Source organism: Paraburkholderia sp. BL21I4N1 (assembly GCF_002973525.1).
Lineage (GTDB): Bacteria > Pseudomonadota > Gammaproteobacteria > Burkholderiales > Burkholderiaceae > Paraburkholderia.
On record NZ_PVEN01000001.1, the window covers coordinates 914984 to 940819 of the forward strand.

The window sequence follows — 25836 nt, forward strand, 5'->3', positions numbered from 1 at the left end:
CTCGGTTGGAACGTCTATCTCAGGTCGCCTGATGGCGATTTCTCTTTTTGCCGCGCACACGCGAACCCGCTCCTTCTCGCGACGGAGCGGGTTCGTGGTGACGCGGGGAATTGCGTTGGTGACCCGGTTAGTGACTCAGCGAAGCACCCGGTGGCATTTCAGGCGCGTGCACGCTGACGGTCTTGCGGATCTTTGCGACGTCGGACGCGCTGACCGTCGAACCGGTATTGCCCCAACTCGTGCGCACGAAGTTGGTGACGTCCGCGACTTCCTGATCGTTCAGACGCCAGCCGAACGGCGGCATCGTGAACGAGGACGGCGCGGTTTTCGTGCCTTCTAGCGTGCTGCCGGTGAGCAGGACATGAATCAGCGACGTCGCGTCCTTACCCTGGACGACCGGGTTGCCACCGAGTGCCGGGAACACGCGGTTGTAGCCGCGACCGTCGCTGCGATGGCAGGCCGTGCAGTTGTCGCGATAGACGGCCGCGCCGGGTGCCGTGGCGTCGCCGGTGCGCAGTGCGTGCGCGGCGCTGTCGCTATACGCGTATGGCGTTTCCTTCGGATCGGTGGACGGCAGCGTCTTCAGATATCGCGCGATCGCGGTGAGGTCGGCGTCGCTCAGGTGCTGCATGCTGTGCTGCACGACGTCCGTCATGCCGCCGAATGCCGCGTTGTGCTGAGTGCGGCCCGTTTTCAGGAATTGCACGAGGTCCGCTTCGCTCCATGCGCCGATGCCGGTGCGCGGATTGGCGCGCAGGCTCGATGGAACCCAACCGTCGATGGTAGCGCCGCCCGCGAGGAACTCGGCGCCGTCGAGATCGGTCAGCGAACGTTCCTGCATCGTCACCGCGCGCGGCGTGTGGCACGCGCCGCAGTGGCCGAGGCCTTGCACGAGGTACGCGCCGCGTGCGACGACCGGGTCGGCGTAGTGCGTTGCGTCGAACGTGGCCGGTTCCGGTGCGAACAGGTGACGCCAGATGCCGAGCGGCCAGCGCATGGACAGCGGCCAGACGATATCGACGGCACGGTTCGCCTGGTTGACCGGCGCGACGCCCTGCGTGAAATACGCGTACAGCGCGTGCATGTCGTCTTCGGTCAGACGCGCGTACGACGGGTATGGCATGGCCGGGTACAACGTGTCGCCGTTCGGCTTCACGCCCGCCCGCACCGCGCGATCGAACTGCGCGAAGGTCCACGAGCCAATGCCGGTGGTGCGGTCCGGCGTGATGTTGGTGGAGTAGATCGCGCCGATCGGCGTGTCGAATTTCAGGCCGCCTGCGAAGGGTTTTCCTGCCGGCGTGGAATGACACGCGATGCAATCGCCGGCGCGGGCGAGGTATTCGCCGTGAGCGATGAGGGCCGCGTCGGCTTGTCGTTGCGATTGCGGTTGCGATTGAGCCGTCGCCGCGTGCACCGCGAACGGTGCGCTCATTGCCGCCGCTACGCACAGCGACGCCGCTCTCGCACGTTTGATAGCCCACGCGACGCGTTGGATTTCGATCATCTTCTTCATACGCTAACCAACGGTCCGGGGTTCTTCAGATACTGCGTGCGGATCGCTTTTGCCGACCAGTAGGCCAGCGCGGCGACGAGGCCCGTCGGGTTGTAGCCGATGCCTTGCGGAAACGCCGACGCCCCCATCACGAACACGTTATGCACGTCCCAGCTTTGCAGATAGCGGTTCAACACGCTCGTCTTCGGGTCCGTGCCCATCACCGCGCCACCCACCAGGTGCGTGGTCTGATAACGGCGTGAGTCGAAGTGCGCGCCGAATTCGCGCGTGTAGACGTTGATCGACTTCGGTCCCATCTGCTGCGCGATCTTGTGCATTTGACCGGTCACGTAGCGGGCCATTTTGATGTCGTTGTCTTTCCAGTCGAAGGTCATGCGCAGCAGCGGCTGACCGTACGAGTCGCGATAGGTCGGATCGAGGTCGAGGAACACGTCGCGGTACGACATGTTCGAACCGTGCGCGTCCATGGAAATGGTGTGCGCGTAGTGGTCTTTCACCGACTTCTTCCAGTCCACGCCCCAGTTCGGCGTACCGGCCGGCGTGGCGATGCCGCTGATCGGCTTGGTGCCCGCCTGATTCACCCACAACGGCGAACCGCCGACGAAACCCAGCGGGCCGTGATCGAAGTTGTCGGCGTTGAAGTCGTCGACCGCGACGCCGTTGCCGCCCGCGCCGATGAACGGATTGGTGAAGGTGTCTTTATCGAAGAACGCGGTGATCGTCGACAGGTTCTGGTACGCGAAATTGCGGCCCACGACGCCTTCGCCCGAGACCGGGTCATAAGGCTTGCCGATGCCCGACAGCAAAAGCAGATGCACGTTGTGATACTGGAACGCCGCGACGATCACGAGATCGGCGGGCTGGAACACTTCGTTGCCTGCGGGATCGACATACGTCACGCCCTTGGCGCGTTTTTTTGTATCGTCGAGATCCACGCGCAACACGTGGCAACGCGAGCGCAATTCGAAATTCGGCAGCGGTTTGAGCGCGGGCAGAATGTTCAGATTCGGCGATGCCTTCGAGTACATGTAGCACGCGTAGCCGCTGCAGAAGCCGCAGAAGTTGCACGGTCCCATTTGCACGCCGTATGGGTTCGTGTACGGACCTGACGTATTCGCCGAGGGTAGACGGTACGGATTCAGACCAAGCTCGCGCGCGGCTTTGCCGAAACGCTCGGCGGAATAGGTGTTCAACTGCGCGGCGAGCGGGAAATTGTCGCTGCGCGGCGCTTCGAATATGTTGCCGTCGCCGACGACCTTGCCGTTGACTTTATAGGCCTGGCCCGAGGTGCCGAATACTTTTTCGGCGAAGTCGAAATGCGGTTCGAGTTCGTCGTAAGTGACGCCGTAGTCCTGGATCGTCATGCCTTCCGGAATGAAGCGCTTGCCGTAGCGTGCTTCGTAGTGGCTGCGCAGATTCAGTTCTTCCGGCGTGATGCGAAAGTGCACGCCCGACCAGTGCAGACCCGCACCGCCGACGCCTTCGCCCGGCAGAAACGCCGCGAGTTGCCGGTACGGCAGCGCGGTTTCGGCGATGTTGTGACGGATCGAGACGGTGGTCTTCGACAGATCGAGGAACAGTTTTTTGCGGACGTTGTAGGTCAGTTCGTCGATCGTGTTCGGATACGCGCCGTCCGGATAGGTGTCGCGATACTCGCCGCGTTCGAGTGCGACCACGTTCAGGCCGGCCTCGGTGAGCTCTTTCGCGAGGATCGCACCGGTCCAGCCGAAGCCGACGATGACCGCGTCGACGTGCGGTTTGGTTTGAGTAGACATCAGGTGCGCTTTCCTCCGATCGACACGGGGCCATACGGATAGGCCGCGCCGTTCTGATTGACGAAGTCCATGAAATCGGCGCGCGCGCCGGGGAAGCCGATCATTTTCCAGGCGGCCATGTCGCGATTGCCTCCGTGGATCGGATCGCAGAAGTAACCTTCGCGCGTGTTCTGCAGGAGCTGGCCGAAGAAAGTAGTTGCGGGCACATCGGTGAGTTCGAGCTTGCCTTTTTCCAGCGCGCCGAGGACGGTGTCGCGGATGGGGGCGTCGAGGGCATCGAAGCTGCGGGCGTAGGTTTTCGTGCAGTACGCGTTGACGGCCGCGATGCCGAGGCGGTAGAGGTCGCGGGGGACCAGCTTGAGCTGGTAGCCGAGCTCCGGGGCGCCTTGGGCGAAGGGGCCTTGCATGTACCACAGCGCGCCGTGCGCGTAGGGCGTGTCCATCTGACGGTCGATGAACTCAGGGACGCCGGCTTCGAGCGCGCCGGGGCCTTCCGCGTCGGATGGGATCAGCCGGTCGACGGCGGCTTCGATGAAGGCCCATTCCTTGGCGTCGAAGAATTTGGGTTTGTAGGGGGTGGTTTGGGCGGCGGGGCTTTGGCTTTGGTTTGCGCTTTGCGTTGCGGTTGCGGTGGGCTGCTTGTTGTCACAAGCAGCCAGTGTGCTGGCCGGAACCAGCACTATCGCCGTGCGCAAAAAGCCGCGGCGCGAGCTTAGAGGGGATTGAGACATATTGTTCTGGTCACCAGGTTGGAGCGCGTCATTGCGCTGCCAGGCAGTCTTTGGGAGGTTCGGTCACATTTTGTCGCATGGTAAATGGAACCGGTTCCAAAGTCTTTCCGGGATTTTACAATAAGCTGTTTCGGGATGTGAGGTAATGAGGGTTTTGAGTGGGTAAGGGGTTTTAAATCAATGGGTTAAGGGATTGGCTGGCGTCTTGGATGGTCGAGGTTGGGGCTGGAAGCGGTGATGTGGAAAAGCGACGGAGGGGCGGGTGGGGTTTCGAGCGGCCCCTTGGCCGCTCTGCAGAGTTGGATTAGTGCTGGACGGCGACCGAGCGATGCGTACGGTCCTTCTTCACGATCGATACGCATTTTGCCGATGAGCGTTTGCGTGGTGTGGTCTTGATCGCTGCCGAGGGTCGAGTTGCGATCTCGGTTGCGTTGGCCAGAAGGTGGGCCGCTTGCTTCGCCGTAAGTTCTTTGTTTGCGACGCCCTTTGCGTCGAGGGCGATCACGCCGAAAAGCTCGAGGTCGGTGGCTAGCTGTTGCTGATATTCCTCGCCGGTGTGGGCGAGTAGTTCGAGCAGGGTGCGGTGTCGATGGCGCTCGTCGATTGTGATGGGAGGATTCCTACACAATGTGGACGCGAGTGTGGTTAGAGTTTCCAGTTGACGCATTTGCCGGTGGCAGAGGTCGAAGGCGGAGAGGGCGAGTTTCTCGTATTGGAGGGCGTCGACGGGTGGGCGGGCGGTGATGTTCTTTTTGTTGTTGGATTTGGTAGGCATGGTTGATATCTCCCTGGTGCTTTTCGAGAATCGCCCGATACTGCATGGTGAGCGGGCGAGTGACAAGGTTGGAAGACCAGGCCTCGAACAAGCCGGCGAGCCTCGCGGCTCCCTTGCCACCACCCGCCCATTGGAATTTAGACGCGCAGATGTGAACGCACTAGCTAGCCGCGTGAGCGACTGTGCGGTTCGAGGCGACGGGCTTCCAATCCCGACCATCGGGTGTGTCCCGATGGCTCACAAATTATAAGGAAGCATGGGGTAGAAGTGAGCAACCGGACGGGCGCAATTGGTGCGTGGGTGGGCCAATAAGGCTTTGACTGCAGAGCGCCGGCGTGGCATTGCTTGAAAAGGGAGTTTAGTCGCAAGTCTTGCGTTTGACAGATAGCGTTTTTGCGAGTCTGAGTGATGCAGAGGCGGAGCGCCAACTCCGAAATGCAAAGCGGCCTTGGCTGCACAGACACCTACGAAGCAAGGACGACCATACGCCGTCGCAAAGAATTTGAGGGTGGGGTGCAGCACGTCCACTCGTGTGTCCCGTCACCTCCCATGGCGTTTCGCTTTGCGAGCGTTGACCACGGAAACTGCAGTGAGGGGGTTTCGTACGTGGATTGACTAAACCGCGTCAACCCTGAATGCCGGAAGAACTTCTAATCCGCCAACCGCAGTGTACATATTGCAAAAATCGCGATGGATTGCGCTAAACGCGGCCCTAGAAACACAGGCAAACTGCACCCCGGCGCAAATTATACGACGATTAATACGCAGGCCTCAACTCCTTTTTCATTAACAGTGAGCGCAGGTCGCTATCTGCCTCCCAGCTAAAAAACCAATCGCCTTCGGCCGCTGTGGCAATGAAATCCGCTATGCGAGAGTGAATATTGTCAAGTGTTCGCTTCTTTAATATGGCTCGGGCAATGAGCGTTTTTTGGTCTTGGGATAGGAACGGACACCGCAGAAGGTCCATAGTTAGCATAACGCAGTCAGAACGCAAACCAATAGTGCCTATCGAATCCTCTTTGTCCAGAATTTCTACGACAAATCCGACTACGGCATCGCGCAGGGCATTAAATATAGACGCCGACCCCATGTAATATATGATGGTGACAATCTGAAAATATCCAAAATAATCTTTTGGGAATTTGAAGATTCCAATTGTCCGGTCGTCGATTCCAAATATGTGGCAAATCTCTTTTTCACTCAGATCGTACAGTTCGCCAAGCGACTTGGCTAATATTATGATATTGCAGGCTTCCACAGATCCTGCACGATTGTGATCAGAAATATTTTTGGCGATTAATATCAGGTCGTCAAAAATGTACTTTTTAAGAATTTCCGATATGTCGCGTGGCGCATCTTTAATAAATGCTTTTACAAATAGTATCAATTTTCCGATTTGATGTGTCGAATGCACTCGCGTAGACATTGATAGGACAAAAAATTGTACTTTTAGAATAAAAAAAGAAAATCGGCTGCATGGCGAGCTGATTTTTCGTTGCACTGTCTATAAGTTGCACCTCGGAACATTTTATCAAGCCGTCGCAGAATTCCAGAATTTAAATAAGTCGCGATATTATCAAAGGATGCCTTATTCGATAGAATCATGTTTTTTATTTCTTTAATGTAGGTAACAGCTAGGCCGTCGACACTACGAATCGCTTTTGGCCACCTTGCTCCAGCACGCGGAAATAGCTCTGCCGTCGATGCAGCAGCAGGGGGAGCCGTAGGAGGTGAAATTAGATTAACCGGGGCAATTGGACTAGCGACTCCTGTCGCAATAGGAGTGGCTTCAAAAGTTTCTGCTATTGCGATTGACGTTTCCGCGATGCCTGTAGTATTGATACTTAGATCAATGTTGTTAGGTAAAGTCGTGTTTGACGCGGCCATTATTGGCGTCAAAGTAAGGGGGGCGGCTGTCCCTGTGGTTGAAGTCGAACCTTCGCTTTGTGATTGAACTCCACAAAGTTGCTCAAAAATTCGTTCCACCAGTTTCGCGGCGTCCCCTTTAGCTGCGGAAATGCTTGAAGTAAAGGGGCGATCCAAATTAATCGTTTTTGACGCGTTCAAATAGAGTTTGTATTCTCCCAGGGCATCACTGACGACATCTTCAATTGTATTTAAATGATCTTCGTCGTTGCTGAACACGAAGAAGTCGTCGACGTATCTGCGAATTACATATTCTCTGTCTTCGTGGAGGTTGAGGTCGGTTAGGGTAATTTTTACGCGCAAATCTATTTTTTGAAAAATAACTTCTGCAAATATTCTGGATATCTCCGGTCCGATAACAATTCCATTTGTTTCGTTGTAGTTGGAATGTTGCATAAGCTTATCAAATTGATTTTCAAAAGATTCGCCTCGATATTTCTTTGCATACTTTTTGTTCTTAACGGACCAAGCTATTGTGTGAGTGTAGATATGATGGAAGCATTTTGAAATATCGAGTGTGCGAAGGTGTTTAAATTTTTTTTCAATATTTATAAATTCCATCGAATCGTAAAATCTGTGCACTAACCCATAACGATGGTACGAAAAGTAGGAGGATGCAATTTTCGATTGTTTGCTGAATCCGTCATGTTCAGTTTCAACCGATGGCGAACTTGCGGAGCTCGCATTAAAGCCAAGTGATTTTTCGAAGTATCGACTGGCCACTCTTTTGGGGCGGCGGATTGAAAAAGTGCTCCGAGAACACAATCCAATAATCAAAGAGTCGTACCTTGCATAAAAATCGCAAAAACGGCGTTGAGTGGCGGGGTGAATAACACTTAGTGAGCGATCGCTGTCAACGTCTTTCCGTATTCTATAATTGTATGGAATGGTAAATGACTCAACTTCGAAAAAATGTTTTCGAATTTCATCGTCTAGACGATTGATACTGTTTTTTCTAATTCGTGTGTAGAACCCGTCATTTGAGAACGGAAGCGGAACCTCATACGGCAAAGTATCCGTAAGTAATACGCGAAAAAAATCACTTTTCCGGAAATTTATTTTTTTGTATGATTTAGACATGCTTCCAACACCCTTTGATTTTTACGAGGCGAGCAGGAGAAAAGTGTTTGACTATCTTTGCCTTGAAGCCGGTTTCAAACGAGTATTTGGCCAAATCCCTTCGGCCTGGGTCAGACAAAACGCATGATAACCGCCGGCCGAAACCATTTTTTCTTGAAAATATTACTTTTCTGGAAAATTCGTCCAGATCTCGTAATTGTTGATGAGATGACTCGCTAATTAGGTGGTAGTTATAATATATTCCGGAATATAATTTACCCTTCGTCTTTTCGCTTTCCATGACGAAATTTCCTGTGATGAATGCGAATCGATCCCGACACAATTCAAAATCTAAATTTCTTGTATAGGATATTAGTGAAAGTATGATCCGATTTTTTATGCGATCAATTTTCTTCTTGCTTATTTCTATTGTTAGTTGAGGGTCATTTTTCTTGTCACCCTTCTTCTTGAAATTGAAGGTATAGCCAAGATAATCTAATGAGGAGGAGTTTTTATTTGATGAAAAACCAAACTCATTTATATGAATAATTTTTTCTTTTACTTCATTAAAGTGAGACCCGGCGGGAAGATTATTTTTGGCAAATTCGATTGTTTCTGTGGAGTTGCCGCATGTAAATATTATAATATCGTCGACGTATCGTGCATAAAAATAGACGCCGTCGAATGTCGACATCGCCTCGTCGAAATTTTTCATATATATTTCAGATAAAGTGGCACTAAGTCCGACTCCGCGCGGGAGGCCAGTTCCTGGGAAGTGGCGACCAGGCTGAAATAGCAAGTTCAAAAATCTTTTTGTTTGAAAACTTGGCTCTGTATCCGCACATATTTTTTCTATAAGAGTTTTTCGATGAATTGACTCATAGAATTTTTTTATGTCAAGTTTTATCGCCGTAAATGGAACCTGCTCTGCGAGAAGGGTCGCAACTTGAGATACGATTTGTCCGCGTGCAGCCTGCTTTACTCTATAGATTCGAGTCAAGTTGTCGTTTAGCTTTCGCAGCACATATTCGTCTACGCGGCTAGTGACTGTAAATATTGGGTCGTTTCCAATGCTTGATTTTGCAAATCTCGAAAATTTGAAACTGTCGCTTAGCGCAGCTTCGCTGATGCGATTTAGTGTTTCGAGATATTGCCTCCTGTTTCTGCCGAGCCGATGCCTTCGAGGATCCGTTCTCGATGTGAGTCGGAGAAAATTTCGCCCTGAAAAATTTTGATCTAACATTGGTGAAATTATAGGTTGATATTTTAAATGATAGGAATTTTAATCTGTTGATTCGTTACGCAACAGGCGCGAAGTCGCATGCGCATGAAGAGATTTTATGTATCTGGCATTATTTTATGGATTGGCTAGGTTAACTATAGTCGAAAGCTGGTGCCGACAGGAACATTGGCAGAAAGCGTGCTTCAGTTTGTATTTGTGCAGGTTGCATCGGATGGCATCATCAGAAATTTTTTACACTACTCCCTGCCGACGCTTTCACTGAACTATCCATTCCGCATAATCCGCGTAATCTTGACCAATCTTTACAGAACTGGGTTCAAGACCGTCTAGAATTTCACGCTCAATCATCAATCAAGTGAGCTAAATCACATTGGAGAGGGGGCCGCCAAATGGACAGTAGGCACGAATCATCGACTAATCGTTTCGGAGGGCAAACTAAATATAAGAATCTGATCAACGCGGAATTGTCCGCGCAGCCAAAGCCGCCGCACTACGACGACCGTCTCCCGGATTTCGCTGCCGCAAATTTCACGTGCCACGTTGTCCGCAGTCTTGTTCCCTCATTCGATATGCCGCTCGATAACATCGAGCGTCGTCGTTTCGTCCAAAGCCGGACACCCTTCTGATCTGTCCGTCTAGTCACACGCCTTGCCAGCAAGGGGGCGGGAACCTATGTCCACCAACCAAACCTTAAAAAGCTTTGCCACTGGCGCGGTCGACTGGAACAACCGTCCTGTCGGGTTGAACTTCGGACAAGCCCAACGCACTGTAGGCCACCTGCTAGCCCTCCAGCACGCCACCCTCCACGAAAGCCTGATGAGCGGCATCCGCGGCCATCTCACGTGCGTGTCGGCCCACGACAATCTCTCTCCCACACTATTCATAGGCCTGCCTGTCTCCGTCCGAATCGTCACCGACCGTGGCCAACTCCACACGATCAACACGATCATCAAGCATGTGCAGACAGGACAAAGCGACGGCGATCTCACTGTCTATCAACTAACGGTCTGCGACGCGTTGTCGTTAATGGAAAAACGCACCAACTCGCGACTATTCCGCAGCAAGACCGTTATCGACATTCTCGCGATTCTGCTAGGCGAATGGCGACAACGTAGTCCAACGCTAGCCCGCGCATTCGAGTTCGACCTATCGACGCTCGACGCAAACCGATGCCCCGCGCGCGATATCACGCGACAAGCAAACGAACCGGACGCAGCTTTCATTCGTCGACTGTTACGTCGCGAAGGCATCACCGTATTCGCCAAGGCGGGCCCCGCGAAGGAAAGCAGCATCGCCGACGACACCCCCGTGCACACACTGGTGTTCTGCGACAACCCGATGCGACTGAAGCAGGCGCCAGCAGGCACGGTTCGTCTGCATCCGCGCGACGCTGCAACCGAACAGCGCGACACGGTCACGCTCTTCGCGCTACACCAACGTCTGATCCCTGGAAAAACGAGCCGTCCGTCATGGGATTACAAACAGGCCCGCGTCGACGAATCGGTTGCATCAACCAAAATCGACCAAGGCGAATCGGGCAACGACCTCGCCAAACTATTGACCGACGTCACAATCGAGATCCCGCATGTCAGCGATTCCTGGAAAGATCACGACCGCATCACACGCGACCGGATGCTCGCGCATCAATTCGAGGCCGAACAGTACGACGGAGTCAGCGGCATACGCGATCTCGCGGTCGGCCACTGGTTCACGCTGACCGGCGACCCTGGGCTCGACATGCAGCCTGCGGAGAAGCGGCAGTTCGTGATCACATCGCTCACGCACGACGTCTGGAACAACCTGCCGAAGGGGCTGACAGAACGGGCCCAGGCGCTGTTCCAGGCGAGCCATCATCTTGTTCCGCCGACATCCACGCCGGTGCTGACGATATCGCGCGAGCAGGACACGCGCTACAAGAACACCTTCACCTGCGTGCGACGCGGCGTGCCGCTTACGCCTGCGTACGACCCCACGGTTGATCTGCCGCCGACGCACCTGCTAACGGGCGTCGTGGTCGCATCCGCGGGCGACGAGGTGACCTGTGATGAGCTTGGCCGTATCTTCGTGCAGATTCAAGGACTGAATCCTGCCGATCATGCTCATGCACAGGGCGTCGGCACAAAAGGTTCTCCCTGCGACAGCGCACCCTTGCGCGTTGCCTCAAGCCTGGCGGGCGAGAGCTTCGGACAAACATTCATCCCCCGCGCGGGAATGGAAGTGCTGTTGGGCAGCATCGGCGGAGATCCCGACCGTCTGGTGATCCTGGGCGTCCTATCGAACGGCATGAACACGCCGACACGGTTCAGCGATACCGGCGCGTTGCCGGGCAACCGTTACCTGTCCGGAGTCAAGACTCGGGAAATCAAGGGAAACCGCTACGGCGGGCAACTGAGGTTCGACGACACGCCGCAGCAGATCAGCGTGCAACTGGCGAGTCAGCATGGGGATTCGCAGTTGAACCTGGGGTATCTGACGCATCCGCGAGACAACGGCTATGGACAGGATCGCGGTGAAGGCGCCGAGCTGCGCACGGACGCGGCAGCCGCATTGCGGGCGGCGCAGGGCATTCTGCTGACGACCTATGCCCGCACACAGGCGAGCGGTGGTCAGCTCGATCGGGACGAATTACTTCAACTGCTCGGCGAATGCTCGGATTTGTTCAAGTCACTGGGCGACTACGTGGGCCAACACGGCGGCCAGTCGCCGGATGCATCGGGACAGCATGCCGTCGCGTCGACTTTCGAGGAATGGACGCCCGGCGTCGGTGAAGGGAAATCGGAGGGCACGTCTCGTTCACAAGGCCTGATGGCGTTAGGCGCGCAAGCCGGCTCAGTGAACCTCACGCCCAGGACGCACGTGACCTACGCGGGCGAGAACATCGATCAGGTCGCGCAGCAAAACCTGCAACTGGTGAGTGGACAGCGGTTGCTTGCATCGGCCGGGCAGGGCGTCCATGTGTTTGGCCGGGGCGAGGGCGTGCATGCGATCGCCGGCAATGGCCCGGTCGTCGTGCAGGCACAGCAGGACTCGGTGACGGTGACAGGGCAGAAAACTGTCCACGTCAGTTCGGAGGGCGATGAAGTGATCGTCTCCGGAAAAACCATTCGGCTGGTTGCGGAAGACGGCAGCTATTTGCAGATCGGCGGCGGTGTTCGCGTGGGCTCCAATGGATCTTTTGTTGCTCATGCGGCCAGCCACGATTTCCTCGACCCTGATACCGATCACGTGAGCCCACCCGCATTCAGCAACGCCGGTGCAGACCAGAAATTCCGCTTGCGTTACTCAGGCACCGATGGCGAAACGCGCAGATCGAGCGATGGCGAAAGCGGAAGCGCGGCAGCGCACCCTGTGCCGAATCGTCCGTACGAAATCACGTTGCGCGATGGTCAGAAAATCACAGGCATATCCGACAGTGAAGGGCTGACGGATCTGCTGGCTTGCGACGCCATGCACATCGCTCACATTCAGGTATTCGACGCGAAAGGGTAATCCAATGAGCACGTCAAAAATCGGATCCGATCGCGTGGTGGGCGAGCGCAAAGCGCTGCTGTACCCCAACCGGCCGGCCAATGCACACGCGAACGTCGACGTGGAAAACCGCTATCCGTGCACGACGATTCTTATCCATGGCGTGAATGATCTTGGCACCGACTTTGGCGCAGTGGAGAGCGGCCTGTGCGAAGGCCTGAACGATCGGCTCGGCCGCTTGGATTTGAAAGGCGGTGAGTACACGCATGGTCGTATGGCGAATGACCCAAGCAAAGTGACCGTCGCCGATTTGATGAAAAACCTCGACGATGTGATCTATCGTCGGCAGGAACCGCCGGGGACGAAGAGTCCTGTGATTCCGTTTTATTGGGGGTTTAAGGCTAGCGCCAGCGATCTGGCTAAAGAGCCGGAGAAGCAGACCAAGAACGGCCAGTACATCGATAAGTTCGGCAACCGCTTGGACAGTCATCGCGCGAAGGGCGGTGGCATGTTCGCCAATGCGACGACGAACGTCCCCGATATGTTCGATTCGCACTTTCAGGGAGGCGCAAAGACATGGAGTCTGGACACATTGCAAGGGGACTTGACCCATCCACTGCGCGAAGCGCCGAGCCGGCACTACATGGTGCTGGCCGCGAAACGGCTGGCGGCGCTTGTGAGGCAGATTCGGTTGATCGACAGCAATGAGACGGTGAACATCATCGCGCACAGTCAGGGGACGTTGATTACATTGCTGGCGCAGGCTTTCCTGATGGAAGGTTCGGGGCCAGCGTGTAGACCCGCTGACACGCTGATCCTGATCGATTCGCCGTACTCACTCAACGAATCTCGCACCGACCAATTCCTGCAACGTAGCGACGAGCAACAGACCGTCTTTGCGCGTACGAAGACGCTGGCGAACCTCACCGCGCTGGTTGCGAACCACCGACACAGTCAGCCACCGCTCGAACGCCTGAAGATGGTCAAGGGCGGTGCCGACAACTATGGCGTCACGGGGCCCGCCTGGGATCCGCATCGGGCGACTCGACTGACGGGACCGGGACACGCATGCGGAGTATTCGCCGAGCGGGACAATCGCGGCAAGGTCTACCTGTACTTCTGTCCCGAAGACGCGACCGTCGGTCTCAGAGGCGTGGCCGGAATGGGTTGTATCGGTTTGCCCGACGCACTTCAGGTTTCCGCAGCGCAGTTTGGCGCAAAGGAGGAAACCGTCACTTTGCTATCCGGGTCGTTGTTGCAACGCGTCTTTACTCGTCGCGTGCGGCAAGGCAAGCCGGTGCAAGTGGGGACGCCGCCAGGGCCGCACAACATGCGTCTTGAGGGTGAGAGTTCACACGGAACGAGCGGCGGGGCAGCACTCGCGAAACAGGCGCAAATCGCGAAGAACACGATGCGTACCATCAACGGGGAGGAACTCTCGCCGCCGTTCGATCCGGACATGGAGGCGAATGCGCTTCCGGGTAGCGGGGAGGCACCGCTCGATGGCGTTTCCTTGAACGAACGACATGCAGGAAGGCAGTCGATCGATCAGGTCGAGGCCGAGACGGCGCTCAGTGTGTCGGAGCTCGAACTTCTGCCGCCTCAGATGATGCCGTGGCCAGAACTGAATCCTGGCAAGCCACCGGCTACTACCGATGTCGCGGGCGTGCTGAACGCGGGCAAGCAGCCCGACGACCAATGCAAGGTGTACCGGGCGTTCCCGCCGACTGTTGGGGATTCGGATGCGCCGGTTGTAGCGGGGCAGATCGTGGTGATCCGGTATGAGACGCCAAACGAGGCGAAGGTGAGGCTGATGAACAATTATCGAGTGGATGATTCGTATCACTCGGCGGTGATGAGCGGGCGGCGCAATCATCGTTGCGCAACGGCGTTCGATGTGTCGATTGGGCAGGCGCGGGTGCTTGATGATCCGGACTGGGCTGTATTGCTGCGGGCTATTGCGAACTGGCGTACACCTTTGAACAAGACGAGGAATGCGGGCCGTCGATATAACCAGCTTGATCCGTCGACACGGAATATCGTCGAGGCGACCTTCTCATATTACGACAAGGGCGAGTTTCCGGGCGAAACGCTCGTGCCGAAGACTCCACCTCGACAAGTAGTGAACGAGATCATCAAAACCCGCAACGATCAGATTCGGATCAAAGCGCACAGTCCGATCCGTTCAACCTTTTTCCACCGTTCCGACACGCCATGACGACATCTCTGACCCGCCCACCGGGTAGCGGGTTGTTCCTGTTCATCTTCGCGCTGGTAACCCTGATCCTGGCATGGACCGGAGTGCTGAAGCTTCTCATGATAGATGGCTATTTACCTTTGGAAGACACCTCGATGTTCCAACGCTTGTTGCTCCTGATTGTGCCTCCAGTATTGCTGGCGGGAGGGCTGTATATAGGATATGACGCGTGGGCGAGTAAGGATGTGCGACAGTTCGATCCAGCCATCGTGCAAAGCTCAGCCGCCAGTAAGGATGCCGCAGCCGCCATCGCCCCACGTGATCCTCATTTCACGCTTGAGATCCGCCGCTTCGGCGTGACCGTCGACAGATTTCGTCAACGCGCCTTATTGATGCGTCTCGACGAAGCCGGTCCAAACGGGGTACTACTGCCGCAGTCTCCGAAAGACTACCCCTATACTTTCGATGACCGTACCTTCGCGGGACACCAGCGAGAAAATAATGTTTTCGGCTACACGCTCCGCCGCTGGGTCGACTTTTGGCCAATTCCCGTGATCGTGGCCGGCCCTCCGCGCGGAGAGGGCACCGAGTACGCCGACCGTATGGCAACGCATATCTCGGGGGCGGATAACGGAGCCGGTATTACGAATCCACTATATATCCAACTCGACGAGGTTCACACCGCTTACGGTGACGGTGTTGTCGCTCGACTGTTCGAGTTCTTCGATACGCATCCAGATCTACCTGCTGCGGTTGTACTGGTTGAGGACGGCCTCAACACTCGCATGTACATGAATACACCAGGTGACAACTACCAGGAGCAATCGAACGTTAGAGGCTATTTCGTTCCGAAACGGCCCGACAGTTTCGTCGCGTTGCTGGTAACGCGCAAGGATCGTGTCGACCGGATGATTCGGCCATATGTAGTTGATGCTCCTGAATCAATCGACAACACGAAGACGCAATACGACGTGATCAAGTTGTGGAATTATTTCTGGGACCTTCAGCACGCATACTGGCAGGCCGGCAAGGAAGCGATGCCGTGGGACTATTGGCACAGCAAATTGGCAGAGTTCTGGAAGACGACGCGGTTGAAGGCGCGAGAAGGCTTCAAACCAAACCCCTGGGTCCCAATACCGTGGACCACATGGCAATTGACGGAATACGACAACTGGCCGGTACTCGCGTACCTGCATCGATCTGTTCGGATCGATCTAAGCAACAACCACGGCGAGCCGCTCAAGAAGGGCGAACGCATCGAAAAATTGCGTGAAGGTTGGCGACAGGCACTCGGCACCTTGGCTCCCAACGACCAGCCCGGTCGAATATTCCACGACACCGGCATGTCGACCACCAATCTCGCGCTGCTCATCCAGGCACTGCACGACAACCCGCAGCACATCGATCTGGACGATCCCAAAGACGCGTTCGACATGCAGCGCCGGATCGGAGGCGATACCGGCACGAGCTCGACGTGGGTGCAAATGACGCTCGCGCTGATGATGGGATACAGCGACGGCAAGACCAGCGCACTCATCAACCTGCGCGACCCGCTCCACGCGAGCATCGTGATGGTGTCACCGCCCGACCAAACATCGCGCGAGGCGCATCCGCAGGAATTCAGTTGGGCTTTTTAGGCAGCGGTGCAACGCCGTTATCAATCGCAACGAAAGGAATGAATGGCTAAGAACCGATACATCGTCGAAGGCGACACGCACAGCCATGGCGGCCGCGTCTTATCGGGCGCACCGCACTCCCGCATCAAGGGCCGTGCGATTGCCCGCTTGCATGACCCGGCAATCTGCGAGATTCACGGCCAGACCCACATCGCCCGAGTATCCGGCAATGCACGCTTCGCGGGACAACCGGCCGCTTGTGATGGCGACGAACTCGCGTGCGGCGCTCGCCTGATCGCCAGCCAGACGGAGACGGGTGGTTGACGATCAGGCATCAACCTTATCCGACAAACGACCTAATCAAGTTTGACCGCGATATCTTTTTTTACTAAAGGCAATAAACATTGAAACGACTGAAATTGATGCTCAATGAATCAATTTCGGATATTTGCGCTTCCACTGTCCACGCCATCGTGCAAAATACCCACCCAGCCCAATAACGTTTTTAAAAAAATCTATCACAGCCTTAACCCAGCGCGTCGAAGGGCAAGATAAAAAACTGCTCTGGTATCGCCGACGAGCCCAATTTTCAATTCGAGAATCCCAGCGATGAATACCCTTTCCCAGCCCAACGGACCGCAGCTAACAATACGCGGTAGCCGCTTTGCGATGCCGGCCTTCGGCGTAACGATTCTTGTCATTCTCGGTTGCTTCTTCTTTCTCGCGGCATCGAACCCGTTCATGAGCTTCGGCACGGTCCTTATGACCTTTTTTACGCCGTTGATCGCGCTGGTTAGCATGAACCTCACCACGCGCGCGGTTTTTTAACACGACCGGTGCAAGGTGGCGCGTATCGAGATTTTTTACGAGAACATCGTGTTTATCAAGCGAGGCCGCTTTCTTCTCACGATTCACTACAACCGTCCGAACGAAGCACGCGCGAAGCCGCGTCGAGCGTCACTGTCGTTCTGGGAAATGCGGCGTCACGAACAGGATAAATGTCTGGAAATCCTGCGACAAAACTTGACTGAAAAAGCGATTTTGAACTCCACGTTTTGAAGTCACTTTCGCCATACTTCGGACATCGTCCTCACGTTAACGATTCGGAGCCGCCATTGCGTCCACGCCGATGCCTCACCCTCTCATTCGCGCTCGTCACGGCGTTTGTGTTGGTGTCCGCCGTTCAAGCTCAGGAATGCAAGCCGAACGATGTCTCGGATCCCTGCGTTGAACAGGCCACTCAGCGCGAATTCGAAAGGGCTGATCGCGATCTGAACGCGACATACAGTCAGGTGGTGCGGAAGATATCTGTGCCTAAGAACGAATACGTCGACTATCCGGCGTTGAAAGCGAAGCTCGCCGAGGCTCAGCGGCAATGGGTTCGCTTTCGCGATAGTGAATGCGATGCCTGGTACAAGGTGAGCGAAGCGGGGACTGGGCGTAACGCATTTCAGTCGAATTGCCTGACGCAGCGGACCGTGGACCGTACGCGAGAACTCAAAGCCTGGCTGGAATATCTGCCCTGATCAAGCCGAAAATACAGTCAGCTGGCCCCGACCACCCCATGCGAAATAGATAACTCGATCGCATTCACGACCCCGATATTTCGGAGTGGATAAACACCCCGCGCAAACCCCCCAAATAAATTGACATGTAATAAGATCGCCGTCGCAAAGAAAAATTTATAACTCACGCGCCACGGATAAAGCCTGTATGAAATCTGTCATCTTCGTAATAATCGCAAGTTTCTCGGCCAGTGCAATGGCAGGTCAAGGAATGAGTGAATTCATGGTCACGGGAAAAAACACCGTCAACGTGACCGGCGCCAATGGCGGCCACGACGGCGGCCAGGATCCGAAACGTGAAGAGTTGTCAGTCTCGGTAGTGGGCCCAGCCGGCCCGATTACCGACGCAAAATGCTCGCTGTCCAATGACAAAGGCGACTGGTCCGTCACCGCGCCCGACACCGTCACGGTTCGCCGCTCCGCATCCGCGCTCAAAATCCGCTGCGAAAAAGAAGGGTTCGCGGCAACTGAAGGCGCAATCGAAGCCACCACGGCCAAGATCGAGCCCAAACATTTCCGCTTCGGCACCGACGCCGGTGGTGACGGCGGTGACGACGACGAGTCTTCGCTGATTACCGTCCCGCAATACCTGCCGTCGCTCGTCATCACGCTGCACGAGAAAGGCGCCCCTCAGGCAACGAACTAAGCTGCTGCCTGCGGCAACGCGCGAAGCGTCGCTTCGCGCGGTTCTCATTCGATCCACTGGCCGTCTCTGGGCCCGTGCATAAAAAGATACCTTGCATTGAACGGTACCGGCTGCTAGAGTACCTATCAACAAACGGGGAAGACCACCTCCCGCCAGTGCATAACAAGGTACCGTGCTATGCACGCAACAAAATGGCTCTGAATGAAAACCCAGCTTAAGAAGGGCACGCTCGACATGTGTGTGCTTGCCGTCCTCGCCGGCGGCGACAGTTACGCGTACGAGATCGTGTCGACCCTATCGGAAACCATGGAAATCAGCGAGGGCACCATTTATCCGCTGATGCGCCGGCTCCAGGCTGAAGCGTGGGTGACCACGTACTTCGTCGAATCCAGCTCGGGGCCGCCGCGCAAGTACTACACCTTGACGAACGCCGGCCGCGACAGTCTCGCGGAAATGCAGGACGAATGGCGCAGTTTTGTCGATGAGGTCAATGGCGTGCTGGCTCTGTCCCGCATGCCCTCGGGAACAGGGGAACAGGAATGACGCAGGAAGAATTTATCCAGAAGCTCCGCGTTGAACTGGGGAGTTTGCCGAAGCACGTAGTGGACGAGATCGTGGCGGACTACCACGAGTATTTCGGCGACGCGCTCGCCGCCGGCCGCAGCGAAGCGGACGTGGTCGCGGCGCTCGGCGACCCGATCAAACTGGCGCGCGAACTGAAGGCTCAGGCAACCTTGCGTCAGTGGGAAGCACGGCGCTCGTTTGGCAATCTGGCCAAAGTCATCGTGTCGATCGCCGGGCTCGGCTTGTTGCAGTTGTTCCTGCTGATTCCGTTCATGTTTTATCTCCTGATGCTGACGGTCGGCTACGTGGTATCCGGCGCGCTTGCCGTTGCCGGATTCGTGACGGTCATCGCGCTCGGCAGTCATCATCTGTTGGGGTGGCCGTCGTCGTTCACGTCGCTGCCGTTCAATTTCGAAAGCGACGAAGTGAGCCACGTCAGCGCCAAATCGAGCAGCAAGGCAACGGACAAAGACGACGACAACGACGGCGATGAACGCGCCGCTTCCAACTCCGACGACGCGCGTCTCGCGCAAGTGAACATGAAGGTCTTTCGCGTAGTGGGCGACCGCTTCTTCCTGCGTCCCGACGACGCCACGCGAATTTCGGTGGTGACGGTGGCGGGCCCGCTGGACATCAAGAATGACAATGGCAAGCTGAAGATCGACTCAGTCGGTGGCGGACGCGATCTGTTCAAGGTCGAGAAAGACGGTTCATGGTCGATCGCACGTGCCGATATCGTTGCACTCGATTTGAAAGATGCCGACGGCGACCATGTTTCCGTCGCGCGCATCGGCAGCGATCCGAAAGCCATGGCGTGGGACGTATCGAATCATGGCGACCGTTTGTCCTTCGTACAAGGCGCGGGCGGCCAACCTAAAAGTTTGTCGGTACACAGCGGCTCGGATTCGGTGGTGATCGACAGTGATCACGTTGCGATCAGGAACGGCATCAATGACGTGATGATTTTCGGACCGCGTCATTCAAGCATCGGCGTAATGATCTATGGATTCGCGATGCTGCTGGCAGGGGTCGTCGGTTTGTTTTTTTGTGTGTGGCTGACGCGCATTACGTGGCGCGCGCTGGCCCACTACGTTCAGCGGCAACTTGAGGTCATCACCACCCGGCTGGAAGCAGGGCACGCCTCCTGATAGGGGCGGCGCGGGTGACTCACGTTCGTCAACTCACTCCGTAAAAAGGAAATGGTCATGAAAATGCACTATTTGCACGACTCGGCAGTCCCGAACGGCGCACGCAATACGCAAGACTCCCGTGTTCCGAATGCGCGTGCGATCGGTATGGCGAGTTTCGCGGGCTGGCTCGAAGAAGGCGTGCGCATCGCTCGCGTACGGCCGGTGTTGTGGCTCGCGGCGGTCCTGGCCTGCGCCGACGTCTCGACGCTGTTGGGCTTGGTACCGTCGTTGTTGATGCTGGCCATGCTCGTCGCGCCGATCGCGATCGCGGCGGTCGTGCTAATGCAGGAGCGCTCGGGCAATGATGCGCGGTGGTCGGTCAGCGAGATGGTCGACGCTGTCCATGCGCACCGCAACGCATTGCTCACGATCGGCGCGTGCTGCGTTGCCGCGACGTACATAGGCCAGTTGATTCTGTTTGCGGCATTTCATGTAAGCGTGAAGGCTTCCGTTGCGGCGAATGGCGTGCATGCCTTGACGTTCGCTTACGCCACATACCATGGCGCGGACAATGCGCTGGAGCCGCTGTTCAATGTGCTGATCCATGTGGTGCCGGTTGCGCTGTTGTGGTTTGCCCCGGCTTTGGTGGTGCTGAACAACGCGTCACCGGCTAATGCGATCACAGCGAGTGTGCGAGCGGTGGTGCGCAACTGGCCCATCGCCTGTTTGGGCGTCGTTGCAATCGTCGCCGGCGCATTACTGGTTCCTTTTGTGCCGATGCTTGTGTGCGCACTCATCGTGACGCCGCTGACCACTGCGCTGATCGTCATGTCGCTGTATGGTAGCTATCGTGGGGTATTCGGCGAGCGATAAAGCGGCGCCGCCCACTCAGCCTCAGGCACGCGAGGGCCAATACGTGGATCCCCACCCGCCGCTCAGTTCAGCGCAGCAGTCTGCTCATCGAGCGGTCGTGGTGTGGGACTTGCCCATCCGTCTCTTCCACTGGTCCGTGGTGGTGCTGGTCGTTGCAGCCTACGTCACCATCCGCTTGAACTGGATGGACTGGCACGTCCGGATCGGCGAAACCTTACTCGCGCTGGTGCTGTTCCGTTTGCTATGGGGCTGCTTCGGCAGCGAGACGGCGCGATTCCGCAGTTTTTTGGCTTCGCCCGTTGCCGCGCTGCAGCATCTGCGGCATATGTTGCGCCGCGATCGAGATGTGCAGGTGGGCCACAATGCCGCCGGCGGGTGGATGGTTTTACTGCTGCTTGCTTTACTGCTGACGGAAACGCTCACCGGCCTCTACGTCTACAACGACGTCGCCGACGTTGGCCCCCTTTCCGAATGGATGCCCGCGCCGGTCGCCAATGCGATTTCCACGCTGCATGCCGTCGTGTGGGACGTCCTGCTGATCGCCGTCGTGCTGCACGTGACGGCCATTCTGCTTTACGCGGCCGCCAAGGGACACAACCTGCTGCGGCCCATGCTGACAGGCCGTAAGTCTCTGCCGATGGACGTCCAGGCGCCGCGTCTGGCGTCGGCGGCACTGGCGCTCTTATTGCTCGCTATCGCGGCCGCCGTCGTCGTGGCGCTCGCCAACTATCTCTGACACGCGCGTTCTGCCGCGGCGCCTGATTCGCGATCAACCGGACCCTAAGCAAATAAGGCATCAATGCCAATGGTTGCGCGTCGACGGTCATGCTAGGATTTCCGCAAACAACTCCGGAGACAGCTATGCCGTTCATCTGCGAAAACGTTGAGTGTCGCGCCGTGCTCGCTCGCGGGCAGGTCAAACCGAAGCGCGAGGACAGCGGGTGGTGTTTTTACTGCCCGGACTGCAAGGCAAGGAATGCGTTGAACGATGTGGGTGTGCCGGGCGGTTCTCTGGAGCTGGTTCAGCCAGAGCGTCCCGGTCTTCCTCACAAGGTCATTGCAACGGCCAAGCCACTGGAAGAGGGCGGCTATGCGGCGCAATTGCGCGTCCAGCGAGCGCTAGGCACGAGGGGTACGTACGCGGTGGAAGAACACTGGGATCAGCTCGGTGTTTTCCTTAATGCGCAAGAGGCCGTCGCGCATGCGAAGACCGTTGCGGCGGACTTGCTGGAAAGGAAAGCTAGTCCGGGTTGAACGCAAGATATCGCCGTGAGCGGCGCGCGCGAATCGGGCGCGCGCCAGCTCATTAGCCGCTCTATTCGCTAAGCGTCGACGGCGGCGAGCCTGACAAACAGTCGGGCCGCTTCGTTGCCGTGAGATAACGCGCGCAATGCAAGTGTGAGTGCGAGCTGCGCGTCGTGAGCGACTGCGCCGCGATCCTGATCGAAAAGTTTGACGGCGTGGCGCATATGCTGCGCTGCCTGCAGGTGGAGTTCCGCCGCCGCTGCGTGCTGTTTTGCCGTCGCGCTAACCATGCTGGCATGGCTGGCACCCGGTGCGGCCGAGGCAGGCGTTGTCGGCGGCGCGCCTGTGCTATGCGCACCGGCCTCGTGAGCCTCGTCGATGGCTTGCAATGTGTGGCCGTGGGCCATCATCGCCTGATGCGCGGCATGCGCATGATCCTGACCCTGAGCCGTGTCGAAATAACGGGACGCACCGTGGTGATATCGCGCTGCCTGTTCGTGATGTGACGCCGCCGCTTCAAGATGAGCTTTCTTGCTGTGCTTGTTCATACCGGCTCCCGCGCGACTGTAGACTGACTCACTCCGATAACGACCGATTAGAAGAACACAGTGGCGGGTCGGAGACCACTCGTTGCAAATGTACACGCACTTGCATCGTCTATAACGTTTTCATCGCGCTGAAAACCCGAGGAGCAAAGCCATGGACAGCACCCAGGCAGTGGCAGTGGCGGCGGTCGCCTTTGTGGGCAGTCACTTTCTCCTGTCTCATCCATTGCGCGGCGCATTGGTCCGCGCGATTGGCGCAGTGGGTTTCCAGGGTGTTTATTCGCTGGTGGCATTCGTGACCTTCGGCTGGCTGATTTGGGCCTATGTGAAAGCGCCTTTAACGTCGCCGTTCTGGCCGGTTGGGGACGTGCTTTGGGCAGTGGTCACCGTCGTCATGTTGGTCGCGTCGATTCTCCTGATGGGCTCATTGATCCGCAACCCGGCGCTGCCCACCATGGGTGGGCCAGGCGCGTTTCCAGAGGTCGCGCTCGGGGTATTCGCGGTAACGCGTCATCCGATGATGTGGTCGTTCGCTTTGTGGGGGCTGTGCCATATCGCGGTGTTTCCGATCGCGAAGAACATGATCCTCGGCGTGGCGGTTATCGTTCTTGCGCTCGTCGGCTCCGCCATGCAGGACCGGAAGAAGGAACAGCTTCAGCCTGAACAGTGGCCGGTTTGGGAATCGAAGACGAGCTATCTGCCGTTCGCGGCGATCGCCACGGGCCGCGCGCGGCTCGGTGGATTCGGCATGCACGCGCTGATGGGTGGGCTTGTCGTGTGGCTCGCGGCCACCTGGGCGCATGGGCCGCTCGCGGGGTTCGCCGCGGGTATCTGGCGCTGGTTCTAACCGTCGTCGCAGCACGGCCGGGTTTTCCCTGGCCATGATTTTGTCGATATCGATGCCGCGAATTCGTCGTACGGGTATGTCCAACTTTTTTAGCGAAAGGCGAGCAAACCATGGCTACCGGAACCATTCATCTGCATCGCGTCCTGCACGCAACCCCCGAGCGCATCTATCGCGCCTTCCTGGAAGCCGATGCGAAAGCGAAATGGCTTCCGCCGTACGGTTTCACCTGCACGGTTCATCATCTGGACGCGCGCGTGGGCGGCACGTACAAAATGTCTTTCCACAATTTCGGCACCGGCGAGGGCCACTCGTTCGGCGGCGAGTACATTGAACTCGTGCCGTTCGAGAAGATTCGCTATACGGATCGGTTCGATGATCCGAATCTGCCCGGCCAGATGACCACGACGGTTTCCATTCGACAGGTGTCGTGCGGGAGTGAACTCACTATCGTGCAGGAAGGCGTGCCTGCAGTGATTCCCGTGGAGATGTGCTATCTCGGCTGGCAGGAGTCGCTGGCTCAACTGGCGAAGTTAGTCGAGCCAGTGATTCCTTGAACGTGTAATCTCGTCCGGCGATAGCTTCTACGCGAGGCCGTCATAAGACGGCCTCGACGGTTTGCTCAGCGTGTCGAGATGCTACGCGTCAACAGCAACCACAGGCGTGCCACAGCCGCACGCATGCCGTTAGCCGTTGCGCGTGTAGTTGTCCGCGAATCATGCTCGGCAACGCGCGCATTAAACGCGTGGCAGTTCCGCTCTTCCTGCATTGGAAGACTCCAGTACTCGTACGGGTACAACATCCGGCTGAGGCGGAATTGCGCATCGCGCCCGTCGCCCTGCCATTCGGCAGTGGCATCGGGATATTTTGTCGATTCTGGGCTTCTTTCGTCCATGATGATCTCCGCGAGTGATGCCGGTCACGGAGACGCCATAAACAAAAAAGGCCTCGTCCGTATTAGCGGCGAGGCCTTGTAAGCTGCGTGTCTACTTGTCTAACGCGTACAGGCCCCCCGTGGCATATCCGAGCGGATTGCCATTTGGCGGAACATTGCGAAAGAGAAGAAGTTGAGCGTCAGCATGGGGTCAAGTTTCTTTGTAATTGGAATGCGTGTCAACACTTAACTGCCGCGTGAGTGCTAACGATGTTGTCGAAAGTACTCACCGATTCCTCAAGTTCTCGAACTCGAACCCGGCCGTAGTCAACGCGTCGATCAACCTTGCCGAGTTGTCCGGCTTGAGTTGTTCGAGCGGCGGACGAACGGTCAGCCATTCCCCATCATCCTTTGCATGAGCGATAACCTGCTTCATTGCCGGAATCATCGGCACGGATTCGAACACCTTCCGTATGCGGGTGACCTTATCCTGCAAGGCGGTCGCGTCCTCGCTCTGCCAGCGCTCGCAGAGCGACGCGATGTTCCGTGGATTGACGTTTGCCGTCGCGCTAATGCACCCGGCTGCGCCAAGCGGCAATGCCGTGGTCAGCAGCGCCTCGCTGGCAGGGAAGATGTCGAGGCCATCTCGTGCGAAGACGTCGATCATCGCTTTTGTGTTTGCCCAGTCGCCCGACGAGTCTTTGACGCCCGCGATTGTGCCCGGATAGCGCGTGAGCAGGCGCTCGATCAGATCGAGTGAAATCGGCACGCCCGATAGCGCGGGAATGTTGTACAGGTAAAGTGAAAGCCGTGCGTCGGCAACCCGTTCGATGACTTCCGCGTAGTAAGCGAAAAGTGCGTCGTCGCTAATCTTCTTGTAGAAGAACGGCGGCAACATCAGCACGCCGCCCGCGCCGGCGTCGACGGCATGCCGCGTGAGCAGCACGGTGTCCACTAGCGACGAGGTGCCGGTTCCCGGCATCATCGAGGCGGCGGGTAAGCCGGCGTCGAGCAATGTGTCGGTGAGCTGGATACGCTCGGCGACGGATAGGGAGTTCGCTTCGGAGTTAGTGCCGAAGATCGCGAGGCCGGCTCCGTTTTCCAGCAGCCACGCACAGTGGCGCACGAACTCGCCGGCGTTGACGTCCAGATTGGCGTGGAACGGCGTCACGACAGGAGCGAGCACGCCGCGCAGGCGTGTTGATCGCGCATCAATCATGGGATTTCCTTCGGGGAATGAGGGGTGA

At 56.9% G+C, this 25836-nt stretch carries 24 protein-coding genes; 13 read left to right on the forward strand and 11 right to left on the reverse strand.

Features of this window, described 5'->3' with window-relative positions; all coding sequences use genetic code 11:
* Window positions 1–127: 127 nt before the first annotated feature.
* From B0G83_RS03955 to drt3a, 7 genes are all read right to left on the reverse strand, one after another.
* Window positions 128–1513 (reverse strand): cytochrome c, encoded by a 1386-nt coding sequence (locus tag B0G83_RS03955; RefSeq protein ID WP_105506087.1) that lies wholly within the window; start codon window positions 1511–1513, stop codon window positions 128–130.
* Window positions 1510–3288 carry a GMC family oxidoreductase gene (locus B0G83_RS03960; RefSeq protein ID WP_105506088.1) on the reverse strand — a complete coding sequence of 593 codons (1779 nt, stop codon included), beginning with the start codon at window positions 3286–3288 and terminating at the stop codon, window positions 1510–1512. The genes B0G83_RS03955 and B0G83_RS03960 overlap by 4 nt, the downstream gene beginning before the upstream one ends.
* Entirely contained in the window at window positions 3288–4019 is a 732-nt protein-coding gene (locus tag B0G83_RS03965; RefSeq protein WP_105506089.1) for a gluconate 2-dehydrogenase subunit 3 family protein, read from the reverse strand. The genes B0G83_RS03960 and B0G83_RS03965 overlap by 1 nt, the downstream gene beginning before the upstream one ends.
* 304 nt (window positions 4020–4323) lie before the next feature.
* Entirely contained in the window at window positions 4324–4794 is a 471-nt protein-coding gene (locus tag B0G83_RS03970) for a hypothetical protein (RefSeq protein WP_105506090.1), read from the reverse strand.
* Between the two features lie 757 nt (window positions 4795–5551).
* The gene (locus tag B0G83_RS03975; RefSeq protein WP_146120149.1) at window positions 5552–6208 is read right to left on the reverse strand and encodes a hypothetical protein; all 657 of its coding nucleotides are present in this window, start codon (window positions 6206–6208) and stop codon (window positions 5552–5554) included.
* A gap of 35 nt (window positions 6209–6243) precedes the next feature.
* Window positions 6244–7800: an antiviral reverse transcriptase Drt3b gene (gene drt3b, locus B0G83_RS03980; RefSeq protein ID WP_105506092.1), complete on the reverse strand. Its 1557-nt coding sequence runs from the start codon at window positions 7798–7800 to the stop codon at window positions 6244–6246.
* Window positions 7793–9022 (reverse strand): antiviral reverse transcriptase Drt3a, encoded by a 1230-nt coding sequence (gene drt3a / locus B0G83_RS03985; protein WP_105506093.1) that lies wholly within the window; start codon window positions 9020–9022, stop codon window positions 7793–7795. The genes drt3b and drt3a overlap by 8 nt, the downstream gene beginning before the upstream one ends.
* 672 nt (window positions 9023–9694) lie before the next feature.
* Here drt3a and B0G83_RS03990 point away from each other — a divergent pair.
* The 4 genes from B0G83_RS03990 to B0G83_RS04005 are packed head-to-tail and all read left to right on the forward strand — an operon-like array spanning window position 9695 to window position 16627.
* Complete coding sequence (locus B0G83_RS03990) at window positions 9695–12511, forward strand: type VI secretion system Vgr family protein (RefSeq protein WP_105506094.1); 2817 nt, start codon at window positions 9695–9697, stop codon at window positions 12509–12511.
* A 4-nt stretch (window positions 12512–12515) separates the two neighbouring features.
* A complete protein-coding gene (locus B0G83_RS03995) occupies window positions 12516–14708 on the forward strand; it encodes a DUF3274 domain-containing protein (protein ID WP_105506095.1) in 2193 nt (730 codons plus the stop codon).
* The gene (locus B0G83_RS04000; RefSeq protein WP_258167680.1) at window positions 14705–16324 is read left to right on the forward strand and encodes a DUF2875 family protein; all 1620 of its coding nucleotides are present in this window, start codon (window positions 14705–14707) and stop codon (window positions 16322–16324) included. Before B0G83_RS03995 ends, B0G83_RS04000 begins: the two co-directional genes overlap by 4 nt.
* A gap of 42 nt (window positions 16325–16366) precedes the next feature.
* Complete coding sequence (locus B0G83_RS04005; protein WP_105506096.1) at window positions 16367–16627, forward strand: PAAR domain-containing protein; 261 nt, start codon at window positions 16367–16369, stop codon at window positions 16625–16627.
* A gap of 318 nt (window positions 16628–16945) precedes the next feature.
* Here the strand turns inward: B0G83_RS04005 and B0G83_RS38030 are convergent, their stop codons facing one another.
* Entirely contained in the window at window positions 16946–17218 is a 273-nt protein-coding gene (locus B0G83_RS38030) for a hypothetical protein (RefSeq protein ID WP_146120150.1), read from the reverse strand.
* A gap of 257 nt (window positions 17219–17475) precedes the next feature.
* Here B0G83_RS38030 and B0G83_RS04015 point away from each other — a divergent pair, with 257 nt between their 5' ends.
* From B0G83_RS04015 to B0G83_RS04045, 7 genes are all read left to right on the forward strand, one after another.
* Window positions 17476–17829, forward strand: coding sequence for a lysozyme inhibitor LprI family protein (locus B0G83_RS04015; protein ID WP_181156683.1), 354 nt, complete (start codon window positions 17476–17478; stop codon window positions 17827–17829).
* 187 nt (window positions 17830–18016) lie between these two features.
* Entirely contained in the window at window positions 18017–18514 is a 498-nt protein-coding gene (locus B0G83_RS04020) for a hypothetical protein (protein WP_146120151.1), read from the forward strand.
* Between the two features lie 201 nt (window positions 18515–18715).
* Window positions 18716–19057: a PadR family transcriptional regulator gene (locus B0G83_RS04025; protein ID WP_105506100.1), complete on the forward strand. Its 342-nt coding sequence runs from the start codon at window positions 18716–18718 to the stop codon at window positions 19055–19057.
* Window positions 19054–20226, forward strand: a complete 1173-nt coding sequence (locus tag B0G83_RS04030) for a DUF1700 domain-containing protein (RefSeq protein ID WP_105506101.1) — start codon at window positions 19054–19056, stop codon at window positions 20224–20226. Before B0G83_RS04025 ends, B0G83_RS04030 begins: the two co-directional genes overlap by 4 nt.
* Before the next feature lie 57 nt (window positions 20227–20283).
* Window positions 20284–21081, forward strand: coding sequence for a BPSS1780 family membrane protein (locus B0G83_RS04035; protein WP_146120152.1), 798 nt, complete (start codon window positions 20284–20286; stop codon window positions 21079–21081).
* Window positions 21082–21124: 43 nt separating this feature from the next.
* Window positions 21125–21817 (forward strand): cytochrome b/b6 domain-containing protein, encoded by a 693-nt coding sequence (locus tag B0G83_RS04040; RefSeq protein ID WP_258167682.1) that lies wholly within the window; start codon window positions 21125–21127, stop codon window positions 21815–21817.
* Window positions 21818–21942: 125 nt separating this feature from the next.
* Window positions 21943–22335 carry a hypothetical protein gene (locus B0G83_RS04045; RefSeq protein ID WP_105506104.1) on the forward strand — a complete coding sequence of 131 codons (393 nt, stop codon included), beginning with the start codon at window positions 21943–21945 and terminating at the stop codon, window positions 22333–22335.
* A 68-nt stretch (window positions 22336–22403) separates the two neighbouring features.
* On the opposite strand, the gene B0G83_RS04050 is transcribed toward B0G83_RS04045, so the two are convergent.
* Entirely contained in the window at window positions 22404–22874 is a 471-nt protein-coding gene (locus B0G83_RS04050) for a hypothetical protein (RefSeq protein WP_105506105.1), read from the reverse strand.
* Between the two features lie 151 nt (window positions 22875–23025).
* On the opposite strand from B0G83_RS04050, the gene B0G83_RS04055 reads away from it, so the two are divergent.
* Together B0G83_RS04055 and B0G83_RS04060 are read left to right on the forward strand one after the other, a co-directional pair.
* A complete protein-coding gene (locus B0G83_RS04055; RefSeq protein ID WP_105506106.1) occupies window positions 23026–23718 on the forward strand; it encodes an NnrU family protein in 693 nt (230 codons plus the stop codon).
* A gap of 110 nt (window positions 23719–23828) precedes the next feature.
* A complete protein-coding gene (locus B0G83_RS04060) occupies window positions 23829–24272 on the forward strand; it encodes an SRPBCC family protein (protein WP_105506107.1) in 444 nt (147 codons plus the stop codon).
* A 65-nt stretch (window positions 24273–24337) separates the two neighbouring features.
* Here B0G83_RS04060 and B0G83_RS38035 read toward each other — a convergent pair whose 3' ends face one another.
* A complete protein-coding gene (locus tag B0G83_RS38035) occupies window positions 24338–24610 on the reverse strand; it encodes a hypothetical protein (protein ID WP_146120153.1) in 273 nt (90 codons plus the stop codon).
* A 265-nt stretch (window positions 24611–24875) separates the two neighbouring features.
* Window positions 24876–25808 (reverse strand): dihydrodipicolinate synthase family protein, encoded by a 933-nt coding sequence (locus B0G83_RS04065; protein WP_105506108.1) that lies wholly within the window; start codon window positions 25806–25808, stop codon window positions 24876–24878.
* Window positions 25809–25836 lie beyond the last annotated feature (28 nt).

Bases quoted from the DNA above. Each gene is read 5' to 3' on its own strand.
- B0G83_RS03955 (WP_105506087.1), bottom strand. From the start codon at position 1,513: ATGAAGAAGATGATCGAAATCCAACGCGTCGCGTGGGCTATCAAACGT.
- B0G83_RS03960 (WP_105506088.1), bottom strand. From the start codon at position 3,288: ATGTCTACTCAAACCAAACCGCACGTCGACGCGGTCATCGTCGGCTTC.
- B0G83_RS03965 (WP_105506089.1), bottom strand. From the start codon at position 4,019: ATGTCTCAATCCCCTCTAAGCTCGCGCCGCGGCTTTTTGCGCACGGCG.
- B0G83_RS03970 (WP_105506090.1), bottom strand. From the start codon at position 4,794: ATGCCTACCAAATCCAACAACAAAAAGAACATCACCGCCCGCCCACCC.
- drt3b (WP_105506092.1), bottom strand. From the start codon at position 7,800: ATGTCTAAATCATACAAAAAAATAAATTTCCGGAAAAGTGATTTTTTT.
- drt3a (WP_105506093.1), bottom strand. From the start codon at position 9,022: ATGTTAGATCAAAATTTTTCAGGGCGAAATTTTCTCCGACTCACATCG.
- B0G83_RS03990 (WP_105506094.1), top strand. From the start codon at position 9,695: ATGTCCACCAACCAAACCTTAAAAAGCTTTGCCACTGGCGCGGTCGAC.
- B0G83_RS03995 (WP_105506095.1), top strand. From the start codon at position 12,516: ATGAGCACGTCAAAAATCGGATCCGATCGCGTGGTGGGCGAGCGCAAA.
- B0G83_RS04000 (WP_258167680.1), top strand. From the start codon at position 14,705: ATGACGACATCTCTGACCCGCCCACCGGGTAGCGGGTTGTTCCTGTTC.
- B0G83_RS04005 (WP_105506096.1), top strand. From the start codon at position 16,367: ATGGCTAAGAACCGATACATCGTCGAAGGCGACACGCACAGCCATGGC.
- B0G83_RS04020 (WP_146120151.1), top strand. From the start codon at position 18,017: ATGAAATCTGTCATCTTCGTAATAATCGCAAGTTTCTCGGCCAGTGCA.
- B0G83_RS04025 (WP_105506100.1), top strand. From the start codon at position 18,716: ATGAAAACCCAGCTTAAGAAGGGCACGCTCGACATGTGTGTGCTTGCC.
- B0G83_RS04030 (WP_105506101.1), top strand. From the start codon at position 19,054: ATGACGCAGGAAGAATTTATCCAGAAGCTCCGCGTTGAACTGGGGAGT.
- B0G83_RS04035 (WP_146120152.1), top strand. From the start codon at position 20,284: ATGAAAATGCACTATTTGCACGACTCGGCAGTCCCGAACGGCGCACGC.
- B0G83_RS04045 (WP_105506104.1), top strand. From the start codon at position 21,943: ATGCCGTTCATCTGCGAAAACGTTGAGTGTCGCGCCGTGCTCGCTCGC.
- B0G83_RS04050 (WP_105506105.1), bottom strand. From the start codon at position 22,874: ATGAACAAGCACAGCAAGAAAGCTCATCTTGAAGCGGCGGCGTCACAT.
- B0G83_RS04055 (WP_105506106.1), top strand. From the start codon at position 23,026: ATGGACAGCACCCAGGCAGTGGCAGTGGCGGCGGTCGCCTTTGTGGGC.
- B0G83_RS04060 (WP_105506107.1), top strand. From the start codon at position 23,829: ATGGCTACCGGAACCATTCATCTGCATCGCGTCCTGCACGCAACCCCC.
- B0G83_RS38035 (WP_146120153.1), bottom strand. From the start codon at position 24,610: ATGGACGAAAGAAGCCCAGAATCGACAAAATATCCCGATGCCACTGCC.
- B0G83_RS04065 (WP_105506108.1), bottom strand. From the start codon at position 25,808: ATGATTGATGCGCGATCAACACGCCTGCGCGGCGTGCTCGCTCCTGTC.